We start from the raw sequence: 21,244 nt of genomic DNA, 5'->3' as shown, positions 1-21,244 counted from the left end.
CTCAGCGGGGCGGTAGCGTGTCCCGCCCCGGCGACGCGGGCGTCCAGCGCGTCATGCCGAGCGGCGTCCGGGTGTCGCGCTCGGGCAGGTCCGGCGGCAGCAGGTACGGGCGCCGCACGACCTCGTCGAGAACCACGACGCTGACGACCGTGCGCACCTCGGGCAGCTGCGCGATGACGCCGGTGGAGAACTCGTGCACCCCGCTCACGTCGACGGCGCGGATGAGGAGCATGGCGTCGTGCTCTCCGGTCGTGATGGCGCACCACTCGACGTCGGGCATCTCCATGATCCGCTCGCGGAACGAGCTCCACGCCTGCGGCAGCACCGTGACGAACACGAGGGCGCCGATCGACAGCCCGGCCTTCGCGGGGTCGACGCGCGCGCTGAACCCGGTGATCACGCCGTCGTGCACGAGCGACTCGACCCGCGTATAGGCGTTCGCGCGGGAGATCCCGACCTTCTCGGCCAGCGCGGCGATCGACACGCGGCCGTTGTCGCGGAGCACGTCGAGAATTCTGTACGCGATGTCGTCGAGCGGCATGGCACTTCGTCCAGACTTCTTCAGGACTTCTGCGTCACTGCTGGACATTTTGCACCTCTCAGGTAGGTCTTGCATCAGACTTCGCGACTGTTACGCATTCTTGATAGACAGATCGTCGCACATCATGGGAATCTGATCACGGTCGTCCACATCCGACGATCTACCCCGAAATGTACTCCTCGCCCTTGGAGGTCGTCATGGTGTCGCGTCGCAGCACCTCATTCCTCGCCCTGGGAGCCGTGGCTCTCCTGGCACTCGCCGGATGTTCCGGCGGCAACTCCGCCAACGGCGGCAACTCGGGCGGCGGTGACTCGCTCGTCATCGACACCGCGTTCTCGATCGAGACGGCCGACCCCGGCCACACCTACGACCCGACCGGCAACATGATCGCCAAGGCGCTCTACGAGACGCTCGTCGACTTCGAGGGCTCCGACGTCTCCACGCCGGTCCCCGGTCTCGCCTCGTGGGAGCAGAACGACCAGGCCACGGAGTTCACCTTCACGCTCGAGGACGGCCGCGTGTTCTCCGACGGCTCGCCCATCGAGGCCAAGGACGTCGTGTTCACGCTGCAGCGCGTGCAGGGCATGGAGGACGCGAAGCCGAACTTCCTCCTCGGCGGCCTCACCGTGACCGAGGTCGACGACAAGACCGTGTCGATCACGTCGGAGACCCCGCTGCTGCAGCTGCCCGCCATCCTCGCCAACCCCGCGCTGGGCATCGTCAACTCCGACGTGGTGATCGAGAACGGCGGCAGCACCGACGGCACCGACTCGGCGCAGAAGTACCTCGACGGTGCGTCGGCCGGCTCCGGACCGTACGTGCTCGACACCCTCGACCTCAGCTCGCAGGTCGTGCTGAAGAAGAACGACGAGTACAACGGCGACGAGAAGGCGGGCTACTCGCGCGTCGTCGTGCGCAACGTCTCCGAGAGCGCCACGCAGCTCGCCAACCTCAAGGGCGGCGACTCGATGGTGGCGATGGACCTCAACGGCGACCAGGTCGCGGGTCTGGGCGACGACCTGACCGTCGACTCGGTGCCATCCGGCCAGACCATCTTCCTGCTGCTGAACCAGTCGCCCGCGATCGCGGGCGAGCTCGCGAACGTCAAGATCGCCGAGGCGATCCGCTACTCGCTCGACTACGACGCCCTGCTCGAGCTCGCCGGCGCGGGCGCGGTGCAGGCCACCGGCGTGATCCCGCCCGGGTTCGAGGGTGCGCTCGACAGCGGAGTGAAGCCGGATGCCGAGAAGGCGAAGGCCGCGCTCGCCGAGGCCGGATACACGGGCCAGACGCTGAAGCTGCAGTTCCCGAACGACTACCCGGTCGGCGGTGTCGAGTTCACGCCGCTCGCCGAGCGCATCCAGGCGCAGCTGAAGGACGCGGGCATCAACGTCGAGCTGGCCCCGCAGCCGTTCGCGACCGAGCTCGACGCGTACGTCAACGGCACCGAGGGCTTCGGTCTGTGGTTCTGGGGCCCGGATTACGCCGACTCGGCCAACTTCCTGCCCTTCGGTCCCGGCCTCAAGGTGGGCCTCCGCGCCGGCTGGGCCGCAGAGGCGAACCCGGAGATCGCCGCGATCGCCGCCGAGGCCGCCAGCGCCACGGATGCCGAGCAGCGCACCGAGGCGTTCACCTCGTTCGCCGAGGCCATGCAGGCCGAGGGTCCGTTCGTGCCGCTCATCGTCCCCGGCCGCAACATCGCCACGGCGAAGAGCGTCACCGGCGCCGTCTACAACTCCGTGTGGGAGATGGACATCGCCGAGATCACGCCTGCGGGCTGAGGAGCGCTGGGATGACGACGGTGGCTGTGCAGAGGCAGGCCCGGCGCCGCAGATCGCCCCTCGCGGGCTACCTGCTGCGCCGGGTCGGCACCTCGCTGCTCCTGCTGGTGGGCGTGACGATCGTGACGTTCGCCCTCACCAACCTCGTGCCGGGCGACCCGGTGTCTGCGGCGCTCGGCGAGGGCGCATCGCAGAACCCGGCGACCCGTGAGGCGTTCATCAGGGAGCACGGACTCGACCAGCCGCTGTTCGTGCAGTACTTCATCTACATGGGGAATCTGCTCCGCGGAGACCTCGGCACGTCGCTGGTGACCGGGCGACCGGTCACCAGCGACCTCGCCACGGCGGTGCCCGCGACGATCGAGGTGGCGATCGGCGCCATCATCCTCAGCCTCGTCGTCAGCATCGTCCTCGGCACCCTCGCCGCCTACCGGCGCGGCCTCGTGACCGACCAGGTCATCCGCGTCGTGACGCTCGTGGGCCTCAGCGTCCCCACCTTCTGGCTGGCACTGGTGAGCTTCTACGTCTTCTTCCTGCAGCTGCGCATCGCACCGGGATCAGGACGCATCTCCCCCTCGATCACACCGCCGCCTCGAGTGACGGGCATGTACACGATCGACTACCTGCTCAACGGAGACGGCGTCGGCTTCTTCGATGCCCTCGCCCACCTCGCCCTTCCCGTGATGGTGCTGTCGCTCGTGACCATCGGGCTGCTGACCCGCTTCATCCGCACCTCCGTGCTCGAAGTGCTCGGCAGCGACTATGTGCGCGCGGCGCGCGCGAAGGGCCTCCCGGCCATGCGGGTCATCCTCGACTATGTGCTCCGCGGCGCGTCGCTCCCGATCCTCACGGTCGTCGGCGTGGCCTTCGGATCGCTGCTCTCCGGCACGGTGCTGGTGGAGTCGGTCTTCGCATGGCCGGGGCTCGGCACGTACGCCTACAACTCGGCCGCGAACCTCGACCTCCCCGGCATCATGGGCGTCGGTCTCGTCGTCGGCCTCATCTATCTGCTCATCAACTTCGTCGTCGACCTGCTCTACGGCGTGCTCGACCCGAGAGTGAGGATCGCATGAGCCGCATCGACTCGGCATCCGGGCCGTGGCGGTTCCGTCTGCGGTGGCCTCGCGCCTGGCGCACGCCGCTCGGCGTGATCGGCACCGTCATCGCGCTCGCCTGGATCGTCGTCGCGTTCACCGCGCAGTGGTGGGTGCCGTTCGAGCCGAACGCGCAGGTGCTGCCGCGCCTGCAGCCGCCCGGCATCGACACGCTGCTCGGAACCGACGGCAACGGCCGCGACATCTTCTCGCGCCTGATGGCCGGCGCCACCGTGAGCCTGCCGCTCGCGCTGATGCTCGTGGTGGCGGCCATGGTCATCGGCACCGTGATCGGCGCGGTCGCCGGATACTTCGGCGGCTGGGTCGACGAGACGCTCATGCGCATCACCGACCTCTTCATGGCCTTCCCCACTGTGATCCTCGCGATGGTCGTGGCGGCCTCGCTCGGCCCGTCGCTGTTCAACGCCGTGATCGCGGCGATCGTCGTGTCGTGGCCGCAGTACTCGCGCGTCACACGGAGCATCGTGCTGGGGCTTCGCGGCCAGAACTACGTCATCGCCGGCCGCCTGCTCGGGCACTCGCCGCTGCGCACCCTGTTCGTCGACATCCTGCCGAACATCGCCGGCCCCATGCTCGTGCTCGCGACCCTCGACATCGGCGCCGCGATCCTGCTCCTGTCCGGTCTGTCGTTCCTCGGCCTCGGCGCGCAGCCGCCCACGGCCGAATGGGGGTCGATGATCTCCGCGGCGATCCAGAACTTCGACGCCTGGTGGCTGGGCGTCTTCCCCGGTCTCGCGATCCTCACGGTCGTCCTGGCGTTCAACTTCCTGGGCGACGCCATGCGCGACGTGCTCGACCCGACGGCCGAGATGGCGCACGAGAAGCAGGCGGAGCACGCGAAGGACGCGACGGGGGTGCCGGCATGAGCACGACGGCGCTGAGCATCCGCGACCTCACGATCGACATCGGCCGCCCGCTCGTGCGGGGCGTCTCCCTCGACCTGCAGAAGGGCCGCATTCACGGCCTCGCCGGCGAATCCGGCTCGGGCAAGACGCTGACCTCTCTCGCGGTGCTCGGGCTCCTGCCGCGCCAGGCCCGCACCGGAGGATCCATCACGCTGGGCGGCGAGGAGCTCGTCGGCCTCGGTCGCCGAGCGCTCAACCGCATCCGCGGCAAGAAGATCGCCATGGTCTTCCAGGATCCTTCGGCGTCGCTGCATCCGCAGCTGCCGGTCGGACGGCAGCTCACCGACCACATGCGCGTGCACCTCGGCCTGCGGGGCGAGGCGGCGCGGGCCAGGGCGATCGAGCTGCTGGAGACCGTGCAGGTGCCCGGCCCCGCCGAGGCGCTGAAGCGCTATCCGCACCAGTTCTCCGGAGGACAGCGGCAGCGCATCGCGATCGCGTGCGCGCTCGCGTGCGATCCCGAGGTGCTGCTCGCCGACGAGCCGACGACGGCGCTCGACGTGACGGTGCAGGCCGGCATCCTCCGCCTGCTGCGCGACCTCGCCACCGAGCGCGAGCTCGCCGTGCTGCTCGTGACGCACGACCTCGGCGTCATGAGCGCGATCGCCGACGAGGTCGCCGTGATGAAGAACGGCGAGATCGTCGAGCACGCCGACCGGGAGACCCTCTTCCTGTCGCCGCAGCACGAGTACACCCGCGCTCTGCTGGCCGCCCTGCCCGGCTCGCGCATCGACCAGGAGGACGCCCATGAGTGAGACCCCTGTCCTCGACGCGAGGGACGTGGTGGTGCGCTACCCCGGAAACCCGCCGGTGGTCGCGGTCGACGGCGTCTCGCTGCAGGTCGCTCCGGGAGAGACGGTGGCCCTGGTCGGCGAGTCCGGCAGCGGCAAGTCGAGCCTCGCCCGCGCTGCCGTCGGTATCGAGAAGCTCGCGGCCGGCACCGTGCTCTTCCGCGACGCCCCGGTGACCCGGCTCGGCATCCGTCGCCGGCCGACCGCGCTGACCGGCATCCAGATGGTGTTCCAGGATCCGTCGACGTCACTGAACCCGCGACGGCGGGTGGGAGACCAGATCGCCGACGGCATCGCGACGGCGAAGGCCCGTGGCGAGGCCGGTTCGCAGGTGGGGGAGTGGCTCGAGAAGGTCGGCCTCCCGCCATCCGTCGCCTCTCGGTTCCCGCACCAGTTCTCGGGCGGGCAGAAGCAGCGCATCGCGATCGCCCGCGCGCTCGCCGCCCGTCCGTCGCTGCTGGTCGCCGACGAGCCGATCTCGGCCCTCGACGCGTCGACGCAGACGAGCGTCGCCGGTCTCATGCGCGACCTCGTCGCGGAGGCCGGAGCCGGGATGCTCTTCATCTCGCACGACCTCGCCGTGGTGCGCCGTATCGCCGACCGCACGTTCGTCATGTACTCGGGCCGCGTGCTCGAATCGGGACCGACCGAACGCGTGTGGGAGGCGCCGCAGCATCCGTACACGCAGGCGTTGCTCGCCGCGATCCCCGAGCCCGACGGAGCCGGCCGGATTCCGGCGGCCCCGTCGGGGGACGAGCGGATGCTGTGGGCGGAGGTGCCGCCGGTCGTCGGCTGAGTCACCGCCGCAGGGCGTGCCACAGGGTGGCCCACTGGCGTGCGTCGAGGTCGCGGGGCAGGGCCTTCGCGGCACCGATCCGCGCGACGGCCGCGGCCGCGGTCGCCCTGTCGACGTGTGCGGCCGCCTGCACGATGCGGTCGAGCCGGCCGCCGCGCCCCGAGAACACCGCGCGGACGAACCCCTCGTACGCCCGCCGCTCGGCGTGCGGCACGAGCGGGGAGCCGCGGCGCGTGATGGTGAGGATGCCGCCGTCGACGCTCGGGCGCGGGGTGAACCCCCAGCTCGGTACCCTGCCGTGCAGCCCGAACGTGAACCAGGGCGCGTGCTGCGCGGTCATCAGAGTGTGCCCGCCGACGCCCGCGCGCTTGCGGGCGACCTCCCACTGCGTGACGAGGATCGCCTCCTCCCACCGTCGCTCATTCAGGAGCCTGCGCAGAATCGGGGTCGTGAGGTGGAACGGCACGTTGCCGACGACCGTCGGCGTGCGCACCGGATGCCGCAGAGCATCCGCGTGCACGACCTCGACGTGCGGCAGTGCCGTGCGCAGCCGGCGCACCCGATGCTCGTCGATGTCGATGGCGGTCACAGGGCGGCCGGTCGCGGCCAGGTGCCTCGTCAGCGCGCCGTCGCCGGCGCCGAGCTCGAGGATCGGGCCGCGCGTCGCATGGACGAGCCGGATGATGGTGCGGATGGTGGGGGCGTGGGTGAGGAAGTTCTGGCCGAGTTCGTGCCGGCCGCCGTGCAGAGAACGAGACATGAGCGTGCTCCCGAAGTCGATGGAGCACCCCGTGAGGCGGCGTGAGAGTACGCGAGAGCGCCCGTCCGAGGTGCAGAGGATCTCGGAGGACGGCGCGCTTCTGCGAGCGTGAGCGAGCGCGCCGTCAGGCGCGGCGGTCGCGGAAGGTGAAGAAGAAGCGCCCCGTCACGGGCGCGTTGTCTATCATTCCCACGCGTCGAGACTAGCAAACGCGCGGAGGCCCGGGGCATCGGCCCCGGCCCTCCGCTGTCGGCCCGCTCAGAGCGGCGCGACGATGTCCTGCTTCACGTCCCACTCGGTGACCTCCATGGAGATCTGCACCGACTGGCCGTTGAGCGACGCGGAGCTGGTCGATGCCAGCGTCACGTAGTCCGCGGTGACCTCCGACACGATCTCGACCGTGGCGCCCTGCTGCTGCACCTGGCCGCTCAGCAGGAACACCTCCTGGCCGAGTCGCGTGCCGGTTCCCGTCACCGTGAAGTCTCCGGTGAGCGCGGTCGCCATCGCGGCCGGGTCGAGCGATGCCACCTGGGCTGCGCTGCTGCTCAGCGCGGCCACGATCGGGTCGCTCGACGCGGGGTCCGCGGTCTGCCACTCGCTCGCAGCCGACTTCACCCACACGTCGTCGCCGATGACGATGATCGACCCGACGGGCGAGTCCGACTCGATGGCGTGCTCGCCCGGGTTGAAGCGCGTGGTCGACTCGACGCCCATGACGCTGGTCTTCGCGGCGTAGCCCGCGGTGTCGGCCATGGCGTCGGCGATGCACGGCCCGAGCGTGGCGCCGTCGATGGTCGCGCCCACGGTGAGTTCGGGGCAGTCGCTCTGCGGAGCGTCCGCCTCCTGCGATGCGGGTGCGTCCGAAGCCGACGACGGTTCGGGCTTCTCCGACGTGCCGGAGCATCCGGTCAGCAGCACGGCAGCGGCGACGATGACGCCGACGCCCCACTTGTTGGTGACGCGCATGGCGTCCCCCCTCCAGTCTCGTGCCGGTGACCCTCACCGGACACCCCTCCAGCATGCCAAGCACGCCCGCGCAGGCTGGCAGGCGCTCCCGAGGAAACTCCGCTAGACTGTCTAGGTTGTCTGTCTGCGGGCGTCCATCGGATGCCGGGACGACGACGTGCTACACACCCTCCTGCTTCCGGGAAAGTCCCGGGAGCCGTTCTAGTCCGAAGGAGGTGGGTAAGTGACGCACCAGTACGAACTCATGGTCATTCTGACCCCCGAGATCGACGAGCGCACGGTCGCCCCCACGCTCGACAAGTTCCTGAAGGTCATCACTAACGATGGTGGCTCGATCGACAAGGTCGACATCTGGGGCAAGCGCCGTCTCGCGTACGAGATCCAGAAGAAGACCGAGGGCATCTACGCCGTCGTGAACTTCACCGCGACCAGCGAGGCCACGCAGGAGCTCGACCGTCAGCTCAAGCTGAACGAGTCGATCATGCGCACCAAGGTCCTGCGTGCCGAGGAGGCACAGGCCATGGTCGCCGCCGAAGCCAAGCGCGCCGAGGAGAAGGCCGCCCGCAAGCCCAAGGCTGCGAAGGCGTAAGTCTCATGGCCGGCGAAACAGTCATCACCGTGGTGGGCAACCTCACGGCCGACCCCGAGCTGCGGTACACGCAGAACGGACTGCCGGTGGCGAACTTCACCATCGCGTCGACGCCTCGCAACTTCGACCGCGCCACCAATGAGTGGAAGGACGGCGAGGCGCTGTTCCTCCGCGCATCGGTGTGGCGCGAGTTCGCCGAGCACGTGGCGGGTTCTCTGACCAAGGGCATGCGGGTCATCGCGACCGGCCGCCTGCGTCAGCGCTCCTACCAGGACCGCGAGGGCAACCAGCGCACCGCGATCGAGCTGGAGGTCGACGAGATCGGCCCCTCGCTCCGCTACGCGACCGCGCAGGTCACCCGTGCGGCGTCGAACGGTGGCGGCTTCCAGGGCGGCGGTCAGTCCCGCCCGCAGCAGCAGGTGTCGGAGGAGCCGTGGTCCACGCCCGGCTCGTCCACGAGCGCGGATGCCTGGAGCACTCCGGGCAGCTTCGGCGACGACACCCCCTTCTGATCAAGGATCTCCGGATGCTGCGGCATCCGACTCACAACTAAGGAAACACAATGGCTGGAAAGTCGAGCGGCGACCGCCGCAAGCCGCGGAAGGGCGCGAAGAACGCCGCTCCCGCGAAGTCCATCCGCGTTGGTGTCATCGACTACAAGGACGTCGCGACCCTCCGCAAGTTCATCTCGGAGCGCGGCAAGATCCGCGCCCGTCGTATCACCGGTGTGTCCGTGCAGGAGCAGCGTCTGATCGCCAAGGCGATCAAGAACGCTCGCGAGATGGCTCTCCTGCCCTACGCCGGCGCCGGCCGCTGAGGGGTACCGACATGGCAAAGCTGATTCTCACGAACGAGGTCGCCGGGCTCGGAAGCGCCGGTGACGTGGTCGAGGTCAAGAACGGGTACGCCCGCAACTACCTCATCCCGCAGGGCTTCGCTACGGCGTGGACCCGCGGTGGCGAAAAGCAGGTCGCCTCGATCCAGGCTGCTCGCCAGGCTCGCGCGATCCACGACCGCGACGAGGCCGTGGCGCTGAAGAACACGCTCGAGGGCACCAAGGTGCGTCTCGCCGTCAAGGCGGGCGCCGAGGGTCGCCTCTTCGGCTCGGTCAAGACGGCCGACGTGGCCGCCGCCGTCGAGGCTGCCGGCCTCGGCTCGATCGACAAGCGCAAGGTGCACATCACCTCGACCATCAAGCAGGTCGGTGAGCACGAGGCCACGGTTCGTCTGCACGACGACGTGACCGCTGTCATCACGCTGCAGGTCGTCGCCGCCAAGTAAGCGCGACGGCCGCGAACGCGGAACGCCTCCTCTCCTTCGGGTCAGGGGGCGTTCTGCGTTCGCGGTGCCCCCGGCCGGGTGGCCGGGGCCTCTTGCCGGTTCGAGTCGCATGATTTGCCCTCGAATTCGGCTTTTCGGGGCAGATCATGCGACTCGAAACCCGCGATGTGCCCGGCGGCGCGGTATCTCCTTGCGGGGGGCAGCAGATGTCGGATCCGCGAGGTGCGCCGCTGAAGAGCCGGGATCCGCAGTGCTCACGTCGGCGGAGCTCGATCCTGCGGACGGTGCCGAGGCGTGCGGCGAAGTGTGCGGCGAGGCGGGCTGCGGTGACGCCGGCGTCTCTTCGCCGACCGATGAGTCGGGAGGTCTGGGGGCCTCGGGAGTGAGCGCACCGACCACAGGCGGCACCGTGGAATCGATGACCGAGCCGATGGTGCCGGCACTGTCGTCGACCGCACCGGTCACGTCGTCGAGCGCCTCCGTCACGCCGAGGTCGTCGAGCACGCCCCCGATGACGGGAACCTGCGAGACGGCATCCGTGAGCGGACGCCTGATCTGCGAGACCACCGCGGCCGCCGGAACAGGCGCGATGGTCGCCACGGCCGACGTCGCGGCCTGGACGACAGGGGCAGCCTCCTGCACGGGCGCGACGACGGCTTCGACGGCCGGCGCCACGACGGCTTCGACCGTCGGCGCCACGACGGCTTCGACCGTCGGTACCACGACCGCTTCGACGGCAGGTGCCACGACGGCTTCGATGGCGGGCGCCACGACCGAGGAGACCGTGGTCGTCGTCGCGTCGACCGCGTCGCTCACGAGGCCGGTGAGCCCGCCCACCGGATCGGGCGCGCTCTCGTCGGCGTGGGCTGTGCCGCCGCCGGTGACGAGGGTGAGGAGCGCCCACGCGAGAACGCCCAGACCGCCCCAGAGCACGGTGGTGCGCACACGATGCGCGGCGGCATGAGCGTGCACGGTCCACCTCCCCCTCTGAAGGCAAACGCAGGTCGGCGCGGTCGCGTCGATGCGCCGAGAATACTCCGGGTGCGTGGTGCTGTCCATGGGTATTTCGGATGCGGTCCGCCGACGCCGTCGCACGACGCGCCCGAGCCGGACTCCGGCTTGACTTTCCCCAGGTTCTACACATCCCCGGTGGATGGGGACAACCTTCAATCTCCGCTTTAAACCGATTTCCATCCACAGGGTGAGGAAACAAGAAAGCGCAGATCAGCCCGAAGAAAAAAGTCACCGACGGGAGTAGTGCACCACGTTATCCACATGAGTTCTGCACAGACACTCCGAGATTCTCCGCACGCTTTCCACATGGTTATCCACAGGCGCTGTTGCGGGGTGAACACGGCGTGAATAGCGTGGTCCAGCGACCGAATGTCCGGGGCCCGTGATTCGCTGTGCACGTGGCCGACGAAGGGCAAGGAGCCGCGGCGAACGGCCCCATTCGGCCGCTGCCAGAACCATCCACTCCGTCGCATCGAAGGGAGCAGTGTGTCGATCGCGGACATCACCGACGAACGTCTGGGCGGGCAGCGTCAGCCGGAGCGCACGCCGCCCCACGACCTCCTCGCAGAGCAGAGCGCCCTTGGCGGCATGCTCCTCTCGAAAGACGCCGTCGCCGATGTGATCGAGACGCTCAAGGGCGCCGACTTCTACATCCCCAAGCACGAGCTGATCTTCGAAGCGATCCTCTCGCTGTACTCCCATGGAGAGCCCACCGACGTCGTCGCCGTCACCGACGAGCTGATCAAGACAGGCGAGCTCAGCCGCGCCGGCGGTGCCGACTACCTGCACACCCTGACCTCGATCGTGCCGACGGCGGCGAACGCCGGCTACTACGCCGGCATCGTGTCCGAGCGTGCGATCCTGCGGCGGCTCGTCGATGCGGGAACCCGCATCGTGCAGCTGGGCTATGAGGGTCAGGGCGATGCGACCGACATCGTCAACAACGCACAGGCCGAGATCTACTCGGTCACCGGTTCCGAGACGGCCGAAGACTACGTGCCGCTCACCGTCGCGGTCGACGCCGCCGTCGAGGAGATCGAAGCGGCGACCGGCCGCGACGGCACCATGACCGGCATCCCGACCGGGTTCCGCGAGCTCGACGAGCTGACCAACGGCCTCCACGGCGGTCAGATGATCGTCGTGGCCGCGCGACCCGCGATGGGTAAGTCGACGCTTGCGCTGGACTTCGCGCGTGCGGCATCCATCGGCCACAACCACCCGTCGATCTTCTTCTCGCTCGAGATGGGCAAGAGCGAGATCGCGATGCGCCTGCTCAGCGCCGAGGGGGCCATCCCGCTGCAGAGCATGCGCAAGGGAACGCTCGACCCGCGCGACTGGACGACCGTCGCCGCGACGCGCGGCCGCATCAACGACGCGCCGCTGTACATCGACGACAGCCCCAACATGACGCTCGTCGAGATCCGCGCGAAGTGCCGTCGCCTCAAGCAGCGGGCCGGGCTGAAGATGGTCATCATCGACTACCTCCAGCTCATGACGTCGGGCAAGCGCGTCGAATCGCGTCAGCAGGAGGTCTCGGAGTTCTCGCGTGCCCTCAAGCTGCTCGCGAAGGAGCTGCAGGTTCCGGTGATCGCGCTGTCGCAGCTGAACCGTGGTCCCGAGCAGCGGCAGGACAAGAAGCCCGCGATCAGCGACCTGCGTGAGTCCGGGTCGATCGAGCAGGATGCCGACATGGTCATCCTGCTGCATCGCGACTCGGTGTACGACAAGGACGTGCGCCCCGGCGAGGCCGACCTCATCGTCGCCAAGCACCGTAACGGCCCGACCGCCACGATCACCGTCGCGTTCCAGGGCCACTATTCGCGGTTCGCCGACATGGCGCCGGGCGGCGACTTCAACTAGCAGGTTGGGCGGTTCTGTCTGCTATGCCGCGACGGCCGCCTCCTCACGGACCAGGTGCGGGATGAGGCGGACGAAGATGACCATGGCCGTGAGTTCGACGAGGGTCTGGGTGACGACGACGAGCGGGGCGAGGTCGAAAGCGGCGGGAAGGGCGAGGACGAGCGGGAGAACGACGAGTGAGTTCCGGGTCGCGCCGCTGAATACGATCGCTCGTCTGCTGGGGCCGTCGAGCCGTGCAGCCCGGCCGGCGATCATGCCGACCGGGACCATGAGAGCGGCGAACAGCACATACACCGGGATCGCGAGGAGGAGCGACCCGATGCTGGCCCCGACGTCGGCGATCTGGGAGGCGACGACGACAGCCAGAGTGAGCATCATCAGTGGCACCATCGCCCCCAGCGCGACACTCCGGATGCCGGCGCCCCAGCGGGCGTGAGCGGCCGTGAGCTGGGTGACCCCGGCAGCAGCCAGCGGTAGGACGATGAGCAGCAGGAACGCTTCGATCAACGGTCCGAGGCTGACGCCGGTGGCGAACTCGGCCCCGACGAACGCCCAGAGATAGAGCGGGAGGAAGAGCACCTGCGCGAGCATCAGCAAGGGCGCTGCGGCGAGGAGGCGGTCCTTTGCGCCGCCGGCGATGCCGGTGAACGCGATGACGTAGTCCACGCACGGCGTGAGCAGCACGAACAGCACTCCGATCAGCAGCGCCTGGTCATGCGCGACGATCCGCGACAGCAGCAAGACCACGATCGGTACGGCGACGAAATTGACGGCCACGACGGTTATCAGGAACCGCCAGTCCCGGAACGCCTGCCCGATCTTCGCAAACGGGACGCCGAGGAACGTCGCGTAGAGCAGCAGCCCGAGCATCGGGTTGATCGCCAGCTCCGCAGGATGCGCGACCGCCGGGAACAGCAGGCCGATCCCGGCTCCCAGCGCGAGAGCACCGAGGTAGAGCGGAACCTGGTATCGCTCCATCCACCCCACGACTGCGTACATGCCCCGATTCTCTCCGCGCGGCGCCTCCTAGTCGACGCCGAACACTCTGCGTGCCGCACGTTCGGCGGCTTCTCGGTCCTCGGCGATGATCGCGCGCGCAAGCGCGCGGAACGATGCGGTCGCGCCGTCCGGGATGCCCACGTGGATGAGGTTGCGAAGCACCAGATACCAGGAGTCGCCGAGCAGGGTGCGATACAGCTCGTTGCCGCTGCGCTCGGCGAGAAACGAGAAGAGGGCGATGTGCGCCGACAGCCACTCCGTCGGCGAATCGACCGTCGTGGCCGCCGCCTCGATGAGCGTCAGCGCGTGCGCGCGCGCCTCCTGGCTCAGGTGCGGGAAGGCCAGCCGCACGATGTTGCCCGCATACAGACCCGAGAACTCCCAGGTCGACCGGGCCATCTCCTCGGTGATCTCGGTGACCATCGTGAATCGGCTGGGATGCACGGCGACCAGGCCGATGCGCTCGAGACGCAGCATGGCCTCCCGCACGGGCGTGCGTGAGACCCCGAGCTCGATGGCCAGCGCCCGGTCGTTGATGCGCGACCCGGGCGGATAGTCACCATGGACGATCCGGCTCGCGATGTCATGGAACACCTCGTCCGCCAGGCGACCGGCATCCCTGCGTCCGTGCCCCGGGGGCACCTGCGGCCGCGGCGGCGCCGCAGGGATCTCGAGCCGTGGGGGCGTGGAACCAGAAGTGGCCATGAACCGTCCTTGAAAAGGGGAGGGGCGCGGGCCCGGAGGCATCGACGCGCGGATCGGGGCGTGAGCACAGGCGTGGCGTAAGGCCGAGTGGTCGCTCCCGAAGTGACGAGCCTCATGCTAGATCCGCTCGCCGTCGCGAAACGCGGCTGACGGGCCGCGTCGAACGCACCATTCTGGAATGCCATGCGCCATTCTGGAATGCCAATACCGCAGAGCACCGGCTGGGTAGGCTGAATGGGTGCTCCGGTGTGGGGGCCGGCAGCCGTGGGGGTCAGGCTCGGATGGGGAGGCGTGCCTCGGCTGTTCAAGCCGGGCCTTGGCACTCGGGATCCGGGCCCGGCTTGACCTGCCGCCGCGCCGTGTGATTCCGCGATCCGCTCCGCTCCGGCTCACAGCGCCGCCCACTCTCCGCGCCACCGGTCCTCCGACTCCGCGCCGCCGCCCCGCGTGATCGCGCGCCGCACGGGGTGCTTTCGGCACAGTCATCCGCCCGCACTGTGGACTCTCGCCACATTCCGCCGCTCTCCCGTCGACGCCCACACTGACTGACGACGGCCGGTGATGCGCACCGGCCCCGCGGGAGACGGAGCATCATGGAGTCGTTCGAGGTCGCAGTCGTCGGCATGGGGGCGCTGGGCAGCGCCTCCGCGTACCACCTGGCCCGGCGAGGCGCGAAGGTCGTCGCGTTCGAGCAGTACGAGCTCGGCCACGTGCGCGGCGCCTCGCACGACACCTCGCGCATCGTCCGCACGTCGTACGGATCCAGTGCGTACGTGCGGCTCGCCCAGTCGGCCTACAGCGATTGGGCCGACCTCGAGCGCGAATCGGGCGAGCGCCTGCTCACCATCACCGGCGGCGTGATCTTCCTGCCGATCGACGGCCCCTACGCGGCATCCGACTTCACCGCCGCGCTCACGGAATGCGGTGTGCCCCACGAACTCCTCTCACCCGCCGAGGTGCAGGCCCGCTGGCCGCAGTTCCGCGTGCCCGACGGCGTCGAGACCGTCTACACGGCCGACACCGGCATCGCCCATGCCGCCCGCACCGTCGCGACGCTGCAGATGCGTGCGAGGGCGTTCGGCGCCGACATCCGCGATCGCACGCCTGTGGAGAGCCTCGTGCCCGACGGTGACGGCGTCATCGTGCACACCGCGAACGGCGACGTCCGCGCGCGCAAGGTGGTGCTCACTGCGGATGCCTGGACGAACGAGCTGCTCGATCCGCTCGGCGCCACGATCCCGCTCGACATCATGCAGGAGCAGGTCAGTTACTTCCGTCCCGTCGAGCCGGAGCGCTACGACCGCGCGGAGTTCCCGGTCTGGATCTGGGAGGACGACCGCTGCTTCTACGGCTTCCCCACGTACGGCGAGCCGACCATCAAGGCCGCGCGCGACGTGTCGGAGAACCGGATGACTCCGGCGGAGCGGACGTTCGAGCCTTCCGCGGAGCTCACCGCGGAGCTCGCCGGATTCATGCACGAGCTGATCCCGGGCTCGGGATCGGAGCTTCGCACCGTCACGTGCCAGTACGCGCTCACGAAGGATCGTCGCTTCGTGCTCAGCGCGCTGCCTCAGCACCCCGACATCATCGTGGGCCTCGCGGCCGGGCACGGCTTCAAGTTCACGCCCGCTCTCGGGCGCGTGCTCGCCGAGCTCGCCCTCGACGGCGAGTCGACCGACGATCTGCGCGAGTTCTCGGCCGCCGCGTCGATGGCGGTCTGAACCGGATGCCGGGCAGCGGACGCCCTGCCATGGACGATTCACCCACCGTGCGACCGTTCTCATGGGATGCCGCACCGTACAGGCGCCGTGAGCGGCTGGGTAGCGTGACCGCCATGTCATCGACGACACCCTTCGCTGGGCGACCCCGCGGTCGCTCGGCGGCCAGCGAGAGCGACCGCCGAGCGGTCAGGAGGGCGATGCGATGATCCGGTACATCCTTCATCGGCTGCTGTCGTCGCTGTTCGTGCTCTTCGTGCTGTCGGTCATCGTGTTCTCGATGGTGCGGATCATCCCGGGAGACCCGCTCGCCGCCTTCGCGGACCCCGCCAACCCCGACCCCGAGAAGCTCGCCGCCCTTCGGACCGAGCTCGGCCTCGACCAGCCGTGGATCACCCAGTACTTCGTGTGGCTGCTCGGCGTGGTGCAGGGCGACTTCGGCCGCGCGATCACCGTGCCGGGCGAGGTCTCCACGCTGATCGCGACGCGGCTGCCGCTCAGTCTCACGCTCGCCGTCATGGCGACGGTGTTCGGCACACTCATCGGCATCCCGGCCGGCGTCCTCGCGGCGACCCGGTGGCGGCGTCTGCCCGACCAGGTCGTGCGAGGTCTGTCGTTCGTGCTGCTGGCGACACCGCCGTTCGTGCTCGGCACGGTGCTGATCCTCGTCAACTCGCTCACGCTGCGGCTGCCGCTGGTCGGCTATTCGGGCGCCGCATCCGATCCGCTGCGCGCATTCGGCGTGCTGATCCTGCCCGCCCTGCTCATCGGCATCGTGCTCGCCGCGATCGTCGCCCGGTACACCCGCGGCACCCTGCTCGACACGCTCGGGCAGGACTTCGTCCGCACCGCCAGGGCGAAGGGGGCGACCCCTGGGCGGCTCGTCGTCCGGCACGCGCTGCGCAACGCCCTCATCCCCGTCACGACGGTGATCGGCATCGAGCTGGCCGCGCTCGTCGGGGGAACCGTCGTCATCGAGGCGGTCTTCTCGCTGCCGGGCATGGGGTCGCTGCTGCTCACCGGCATCCGCTCGTCCGACTATCCCATCATCCAGGCGACCGTCCTGCTGATCGGCGCGGTCTACGTCGTGATCAACGTGGTCGTCGACCTGCTGTATCCGCTGATCGACCCCCGAGTGAGAGTGCACACGCGATGACCGTCACACGCGAACTCGCCCTGGCCGAGGTCGTCGGCACCCGCGCACGACGGCGCCGGCTCGGCCCGTCGTTCTGGAGCGGCGCCGGCATCCTCGCCGTGATCCTGATCGCCGCGGGATGGATGTCGCTGTGGCCGCCGCACGACCCCTTCGGCGCATCCGGGCCCGCCCTTCTCGGTCCCGGTATCGACCACCTGCTCGGCACCGACAACCTGGGTCGCGACACGTTCACGCGCCTCGCGCTGGCGGCCCGCACCAGCCTGCTGATCTCGGGCGCCGCCGCGCTGCTCGGTGCCATGGTGGGCACGTTCTTCGGGCTCGTCGCGGGGTACGTCGGCGGATGGGTCGACGCCGTCATCATGCGCGTCGTCGACGCGGTGCTGGCCCTCCCCGCGATCCTCGTCGCGCTCGTCGTCGGCGTGGTGATCGGTAACGGTCCGTGGCCGCTGATCCTCGCCCTCGGCCTCGTCTACGCTCCCGGCTTCGCACGCGTCATGCGCGCGCCGGTCATCGCCCTGCGCGAGCGCGACTTCGTGCTCGCCGCGACGCTGAGCGGAGTGCGCCCCGCCCGGATCGTCGTGGAGCACCTGCTGCCGAACGTGCTGACGCCCCTCTTCGTGCAGTTCGCCTCCGTCGCGTCGCAGGTGGTGCTCATCGAGGCGGCGCTGAGCTACCTCGGGCAGGGCGTGCAGGCCCCGGAGCCGTCGGCGGGCCGCATGATCAGCGAGTTCACCCGGTTCATGCAGCTGCAGCCGCTGCTCATCATCCTCCCGTCGCTCGTGATCATCCTGCTGTCCGCCGCATGGAACCTGCTCGCCGACGGGCTGCAGGACTACCTCGCGCCGAGGCGCGAACCAGCCTTCTCGCTGGGGCGGCGCTCGCCCCGCCGCGCCCCGGCGCATCCGGACCGCACCACCACATCCACGCAGCACACCCGAACGGAGAAGAGGCCCTCATGAACAGACGACACTGGGCGGGGGCGGCGGCGCTCGCCGTCGCCACCCTGACGATCGCCGGATGCTCGTCCGGCAGCGGAGGCGGGACAGGTTCCGGCGACGCCGGTGAGCCGGTCTCCGGCGGAACCCTCACGTGGGGCGTCCCGGCGGAGCCGTCGGCCGGCGGCATCGACCCGATGGTCGCCTCGGCCATCGCCGCCGAGGTCATCGACTCGATCGCCTACGACACCCTCCTCACGCGCGACGACGACGGCACCGTGCAGCCCGCTCTGGCCACCGAGTGGGAACAGCCCGACGAGCTGACCTGGGTGTTCCAGCTGCGCGACGACGTGACGTTCTCGGACGGCTCGCCGTTCGATGCCGGAGACGTCGTGTACTCGTTCGAGACCCGCAAGGACGGCGGCTCGAACGCGACCTATCTCAGCAGCATGGAGAGCGTCGAGGCCACGGGCGACCACGAGGTCACGTTCCACTTCAGCCAGCCGGACGGCACGTTCCTCGACGCGGTGTCGGCGCGGCAGACCTTCTTCATCGTGAGCGAGGAGGGGTACGGCACCGCCAGCGAGGAGGAGCGCCAGACCACGAGTGCCGGCACCGGGGCCTACCAGGTGACGGAGTGGAAGCAGGGTGTCTCGATCACGATGGAGAAGAACGAGAACTACTGGGGCGAGGAGCCGTACCTCGACAAGATCGTGTTCGAGCTGTACCCCGACGAGAACACGCTTCTGGCCGCCGTGCAGCAGGGCAGCGTGCAGGCGGCGTCGTTCATCGACGGCAGCCTCGCCCAGCAGGCGGCGAGCTCCGGCTTCACCCTGGGCGACGCGGCCTTCCGTCAGAACCTGGCGATCTACATCAACCCCGAGTCCGGCCCCCTCGCCGACGTGAACGTGCGGCGGGCGTTCTCGCTCGCCCTCGACCGCCAGGCGCTGGTCGACACGGCGATGCTCGGCAACGCCGGAGTGTCGTTCGTGCCACCCGCCGGCGACCCTGGCGCGCCGGATGCCGAGAACCTGCCGTACTACACGCGCGACGTCGACGAGGCCAAGCGTCTGCTGAAGGAGGCGGGCCAGCCGAACCCGGAGATCACCCTCAGCTACATGGGCGACGTCGCCGCTGCGCACCACCCGGTGTACGAGATGATGCAGCAGCAGCTCGCTGAGGCGGGCATCACGCTGAACCTCAAGGCGACCCCTCTCGCCGAGATCTCGCCGATCTTCACCACGGGTGAATCGTGGACCGACCTCGTCGCCATCCCCGGCAGCCCTCGCGCCTCTGCGGTGTTCTATCTCGAGCCGGTGCTGCTCGAAGGCGGCGTGTACAACCACTGGGACGGGAACCCCGACGCCGACAAGGCGCGCGAGCTGCTGACGCAGGCCAAGGCCGCCACCTCGCCAGAGGAGTACGCCGACCTCGTCGACCAGCTCGCCACCGAGACGGCGGAGCAGGTGCTCGAGTTCGTGCCCGCCGCGGTGCCCGTGTACTTCGAGGTCTGGGACGCCGACAAGCTGCACGGCTACGAGAGCGACGCGTTCTACTCCCGGTCCGCCCTCGACCACGCCTGGCTCTCGCAGTGATGTCCGGTCACCCCGACCTCCGGCCGGAGCATCCGGCGATCAGCGCGGACGCGCTGCGCGTCGACGAGCTCAGCATCTCGTACGGTGCGGCGGCGCCGTCGGTATCCGGCGTCTCGCTGCGCGTGCGCCGGGGCGAGATCGTCGGGGTGATCGGCGAGTCCGGCAGCGGCAAGTCCAGCATCGCTCTGGCGATGATGGGGCTGCTGCCGGACTCGGCCACCGTGAGGGCGGAGAGCCTGGAAGTGGCGGGCGTCGACATGCTGGGCGCGCGCGAGCGCGATTGGTGCCGGGTGCGCGGCGCGAAGGCGTCGATGGTGTTCCAGGAGCCGATGTCGGCGCTGAACCCGTGCATGCGCATCGGGGCGCAGATCGCCGAGGTGCTGCGGATCCACGGAAAGGCCGACAAGAGGAGGGCGAGGGCGCGCGCGCTCGAGATCCTCGAACTCGTGAGGATGCCGGATGCCGAGAAGCGGCTCGACTACTACCCGCATCAGCTCTCCGGCGGACAGCGGCAGCGCGTGGTGATCGCGATCGCCGTGGCCGCCGGGCCCGACCTGCTCGTCGCCGACGAGCCGACCACCGCGCTCGACGTGACGGTGCAGGCGCAGATCCTCGAGCTCATCCGGAGCCTGCGTGACGAGACGGGGATGGGCGTGCTCTTCATCAGCCACGACCTCGGCGTCATTGGCCAGCTCTGCGAACGGGTGGCGGTCATGTACCGCGGACGGATCGTCGAGACCGGGGCGGCCCGCCGCGTGCTGGAGAACCCGCGGCATCCCTACACGCGCGCGCTGCTCGAGAGCATCCCGCGTCCGTCCGTTCCGGTGCGCTCGCCGCTCGCCGTGATCCCCGCCGTCAACGACTTCGCAGACGTGCCGCCGGTGCTGGAGGAGGTGTCATGACCGACGAGGTGCTGCGCGTGCGCGGCGTGACCCAGAGGTTCGGGCACGGCGCGGGAGCCATGACCGCGCTCGACGACGTGAGTCTCGGCGTGCGGCGCGGCGAGACGCTCGGCCTGGTGGGGGAGTCCGGATCGGGCAAGAGCACCCTCGCCCGCGCCATCCTGCTCATGCGCCGACCGACCCTCGGCACCATCGAGTTCGACGGCGCCGACGTGACCGGGTTGCGGGGCAGCGCCCTGCGCCGCCATCGCCGTCGCGTGCAGATGGTCTTCCAGGATCCGAACGACTCGCTCGACCCGCGGTTCACCGTGGCGCGATCGATCGCGGAGCCCCTGGTCGCTGCGGGGGTGGCGCCCAAGGAGCGCCGCCGACGGATCGCCGACTGGTTGGATCGGGTCGGCCTCACCGGCGACGTGGCCGGCCGCTACCCGCACGAGTTCTCGGGGGGACAGCGCCAGCGCATCGCCATCGCCAGGGCCATGGCCGCGGAGCCCGAGTTCGTCGTGCTCGACGAGCCCACCTCGGCCCTCGACGTCTCGGTGCAGGCGCAGGTGCTGAACCTCCTCGTGGAGCTGCAGCGCGAAACCGGCACGACGTACCTCTTCATCACGCACAACCTCTCGGTGGTGCACCACATCGCCCACCGCGTCGCGGTGATGCACCGGGGCAGGGTGGTGGAGGAGGGCACGGGCGAGCAGGTGATGAACGCCCCAGAGCATCCGTACACCCGTACCCTGATCGAGTCGATGCCGGTGCTGTACCGCACCTGAGGGCTGTCGTCGACCCGTCCCGATCCGGGTCGACCGTCCCGGTCCCGGGAGGACGGGCCCGCGCC

At 69.5% G+C, this 21,244-nt stretch carries 22 protein-coding genes; 16 read left to right on the top strand and 6 right to left on the bottom strand.

The annotated features are described in order from the left end of the window. Position 1: 1 nt before the first annotated feature. On the bottom strand, positions 2-541 hold the full coding sequence (locus tag AB663_RS03925) for an Lrp/AsnC family transcriptional regulator (RefSeq protein ID WP_083511095.1): 540 nt from the start codon (positions 539-541) through the stop codon (positions 2-4). A gap of 170 nt (positions 542-711) precedes the next feature. Here AB663_RS03925 and AB663_RS03920 point away from each other — a divergent pair, with 170 nt between their 5' ends. From AB663_RS03920 to AB663_RS03900, 5 genes are read left to right on the top strand one after another with little or no spacing between them, the layout of a single operon-like run. Beyond that, the gene (locus AB663_RS03920) at positions 712-2,322 is read left to right on the top strand and encodes an ABC transporter substrate-binding protein (protein WP_232304623.1); all 1,611 of its coding nucleotides are present in this window, start codon (positions 712-714) and stop codon (positions 2,320-2,322) included. 11 nt (positions 2,323-2,333) lie between these two features. After that, entirely contained in the window at positions 2,334-3,395 is a 1,062-nt protein-coding gene (locus AB663_RS03915; protein ID WP_067196025.1) for an ABC transporter permease, read from the top strand. Then, complete coding sequence (locus AB663_RS03910; RefSeq protein WP_067196024.1) at positions 3,392-4,303, top strand: ABC transporter permease; 912 nt, start codon at positions 3,392-3,394, stop codon at positions 4,301-4,303. The genes AB663_RS03915 and AB663_RS03910 overlap by 4 nt, the downstream gene beginning before the upstream one ends. Then, positions 4,300-5,097: an ABC transporter ATP-binding protein gene (locus AB663_RS03905; protein ID WP_067196022.1), complete on the top strand. Its 798-nt coding sequence runs from the start codon at positions 4,300-4,302 to the stop codon at positions 5,095-5,097. Before AB663_RS03910 ends, AB663_RS03905 begins: the two co-directional genes overlap by 4 nt. After that, positions 5,090-5,929: an ABC transporter ATP-binding protein gene (locus AB663_RS03900; RefSeq protein WP_067196020.1), complete on the top strand. Its 840-nt coding sequence runs from the start codon at positions 5,090-5,092 to the stop codon at positions 5,927-5,929. Before AB663_RS03905 ends, AB663_RS03900 begins: the two co-directional genes overlap by 8 nt. 1 nt (position 5,930) lies before the next feature. Here AB663_RS03900 and erm read toward each other — a convergent pair whose 3' ends face one another. Both erm and AB663_RS03890 read right to left on the bottom strand, forming a co-directional pair. Beyond that, a complete protein-coding gene (erm, locus tag AB663_RS03895; protein WP_067196018.1) occupies positions 5,931-6,689 on the bottom strand; it encodes a 23S ribosomal RNA methyltransferase Erm in 759 nt (252 codons plus the stop codon). A gap of 258 nt (positions 6,690-6,947) precedes the next feature. Continuing rightward, the gene (locus AB663_RS03890) at positions 6,948-7,655 is read right to left on the bottom strand and encodes a hypothetical protein (protein ID WP_067196016.1); all 708 of its coding nucleotides are present in this window, start codon (positions 7,653-7,655) and stop codon (positions 6,948-6,950) included. 223 nt (positions 7,656-7,878) lie between these two features. Here AB663_RS03890 and rpsF point away from each other — a divergent pair, with 223 nt between their 5' ends. The 4 genes from rpsF to rplI are packed head-to-tail and all read left to right on the top strand — an operon-like array spanning position 7,879 to position 9,525. After that, positions 7,879-8,244, top strand: coding sequence for a 30S ribosomal protein S6 (gene rpsF / locus AB663_RS03885; protein ID WP_067196014.1), 366 nt, complete (start codon positions 7,879-7,881; stop codon positions 8,242-8,244). Positions 8,245-8,249: 5 nt separating this feature from the next. Next, the gene (locus AB663_RS03880) at positions 8,250-8,756 is read left to right on the top strand and encodes a single-stranded DNA-binding protein (protein WP_067196012.1); all 507 of its coding nucleotides are present in this window, start codon (positions 8,250-8,252) and stop codon (positions 8,754-8,756) included. A 50-nt stretch (positions 8,757-8,806) separates the two neighbouring features. Next, on the top strand, positions 8,807-9,061 hold the full coding sequence (gene rpsR / locus AB663_RS03875) for a 30S ribosomal protein S18 (protein WP_040168021.1): 255 nt from the start codon (positions 8,807-8,809) through the stop codon (positions 9,059-9,061). A gap of 11 nt (positions 9,062-9,072) precedes the next feature. Further along, positions 9,073-9,525, top strand: coding sequence for a 50S ribosomal protein L9 (rplI, locus tag AB663_RS03870; RefSeq protein ID WP_067196009.1), 453 nt, complete (start codon positions 9,073-9,075; stop codon positions 9,523-9,525). A 144-nt stretch (positions 9,526-9,669) separates the two neighbouring features. Here the strand turns inward: rplI and AB663_RS17105 are convergent, their stop codons facing one another. After that, positions 9,670-10,497 carry a hypothetical protein gene (locus AB663_RS17105; RefSeq protein WP_067196007.1) on the bottom strand — a complete coding sequence of 276 codons (828 nt, stop codon included), beginning with the start codon at positions 10,495-10,497 and terminating at the stop codon, positions 9,670-9,672. A gap of 528 nt (positions 10,498-11,025) precedes the next feature. On the opposite strand from AB663_RS17105, the gene dnaB reads away from it, so the two are divergent. Then, the gene (gene dnaB, locus AB663_RS03860) at positions 11,026-12,399 is read left to right on the top strand and encodes a replicative DNA helicase (protein ID WP_067196005.1); all 1,374 of its coding nucleotides are present in this window, start codon (positions 11,026-11,028) and stop codon (positions 12,397-12,399) included. Between the two features lie 21 nt (positions 12,400-12,420). Here the strand turns inward: dnaB and AB663_RS03855 are convergent, their stop codons facing one another. Continuing rightward, positions 12,421-13,398, bottom strand: a complete 978-nt coding sequence (locus AB663_RS03855; RefSeq protein WP_067196003.1) for an arsenic resistance protein — start codon at positions 13,396-13,398, stop codon at positions 12,421-12,423. A gap of 27 nt (positions 13,399-13,425) precedes the next feature. Then, positions 13,426-14,103 (bottom strand): GntR family transcriptional regulator, encoded by a 678-nt coding sequence (locus AB663_RS17320; RefSeq protein ID WP_198147921.1) that lies wholly within the window; start codon positions 14,101-14,103, stop codon positions 13,426-13,428. 593 nt (positions 14,104-14,696) lie between these two features. Here AB663_RS17320 and solA point away from each other — a divergent pair. The 6 genes from solA to AB663_RS17510 all read left to right on the top strand — a co-directional run bounded on the left by solA (position 14,697) and on the right by AB663_RS17510 (position 21,179). Then, positions 14,697-15,824: an N-methyl-L-tryptophan oxidase gene (solA, locus tag AB663_RS03845; RefSeq protein ID WP_067195999.1), complete on the top strand. Its 1,128-nt coding sequence runs from the start codon at positions 14,697-14,699 to the stop codon at positions 15,822-15,824. A gap of 202 nt (positions 15,825-16,026) precedes the next feature. Then, the gene (locus tag AB663_RS03840) at positions 16,027-16,977 is read left to right on the top strand and encodes an ABC transporter permease (RefSeq protein WP_067195997.1); all 951 of its coding nucleotides are present in this window, start codon (positions 16,027-16,029) and stop codon (positions 16,975-16,977) included. Continuing rightward, positions 16,974-17,936: an ABC transporter permease gene (locus AB663_RS03835; protein ID WP_067195996.1), complete on the top strand. Its 963-nt coding sequence runs from the start codon at positions 16,974-16,976 to the stop codon at positions 17,934-17,936. The genes AB663_RS03840 and AB663_RS03835 overlap by 4 nt, the downstream gene beginning before the upstream one ends. Continuing rightward, positions 17,933-19,507, top strand: coding sequence for an ABC transporter substrate-binding protein (locus tag AB663_RS03830; RefSeq protein WP_067195994.1), 1,575 nt, complete (start codon positions 17,933-17,935; stop codon positions 19,505-19,507). Before AB663_RS03835 ends, AB663_RS03830 begins: the two co-directional genes overlap by 4 nt. Then, positions 19,507-20,409: an ABC transporter ATP-binding protein gene (locus tag AB663_RS17515; protein WP_083511092.1), complete on the top strand. Its 903-nt coding sequence runs from the start codon at positions 19,507-19,509 to the stop codon at positions 20,407-20,409. Before AB663_RS03830 ends, AB663_RS17515 begins: the two co-directional genes overlap by 1 nt. After that, positions 20,406-21,179 carry an ATP-binding cassette domain-containing protein gene (locus tag AB663_RS17510; protein WP_083511091.1) on the top strand — a complete coding sequence of 258 codons (774 nt, stop codon included), beginning with the start codon at positions 20,406-20,408 and terminating at the stop codon, positions 21,177-21,179. Before AB663_RS17515 ends, AB663_RS17510 begins: the two co-directional genes overlap by 4 nt. Positions 21,180-21,244 lie beyond the last annotated feature (65 nt).

It is taken from the genome of Microbacterium sp. XT11 (assembly GCF_001513675.1).
Classification (GTDB): domain Bacteria; phylum Actinomycetota; class Actinomycetes; order Actinomycetales; family Microbacteriaceae; genus Microbacterium.
Note: the sequence above shows the minus strand (reverse complement) of the source record. Positions and strands in the feature narration are given on the sequence as shown.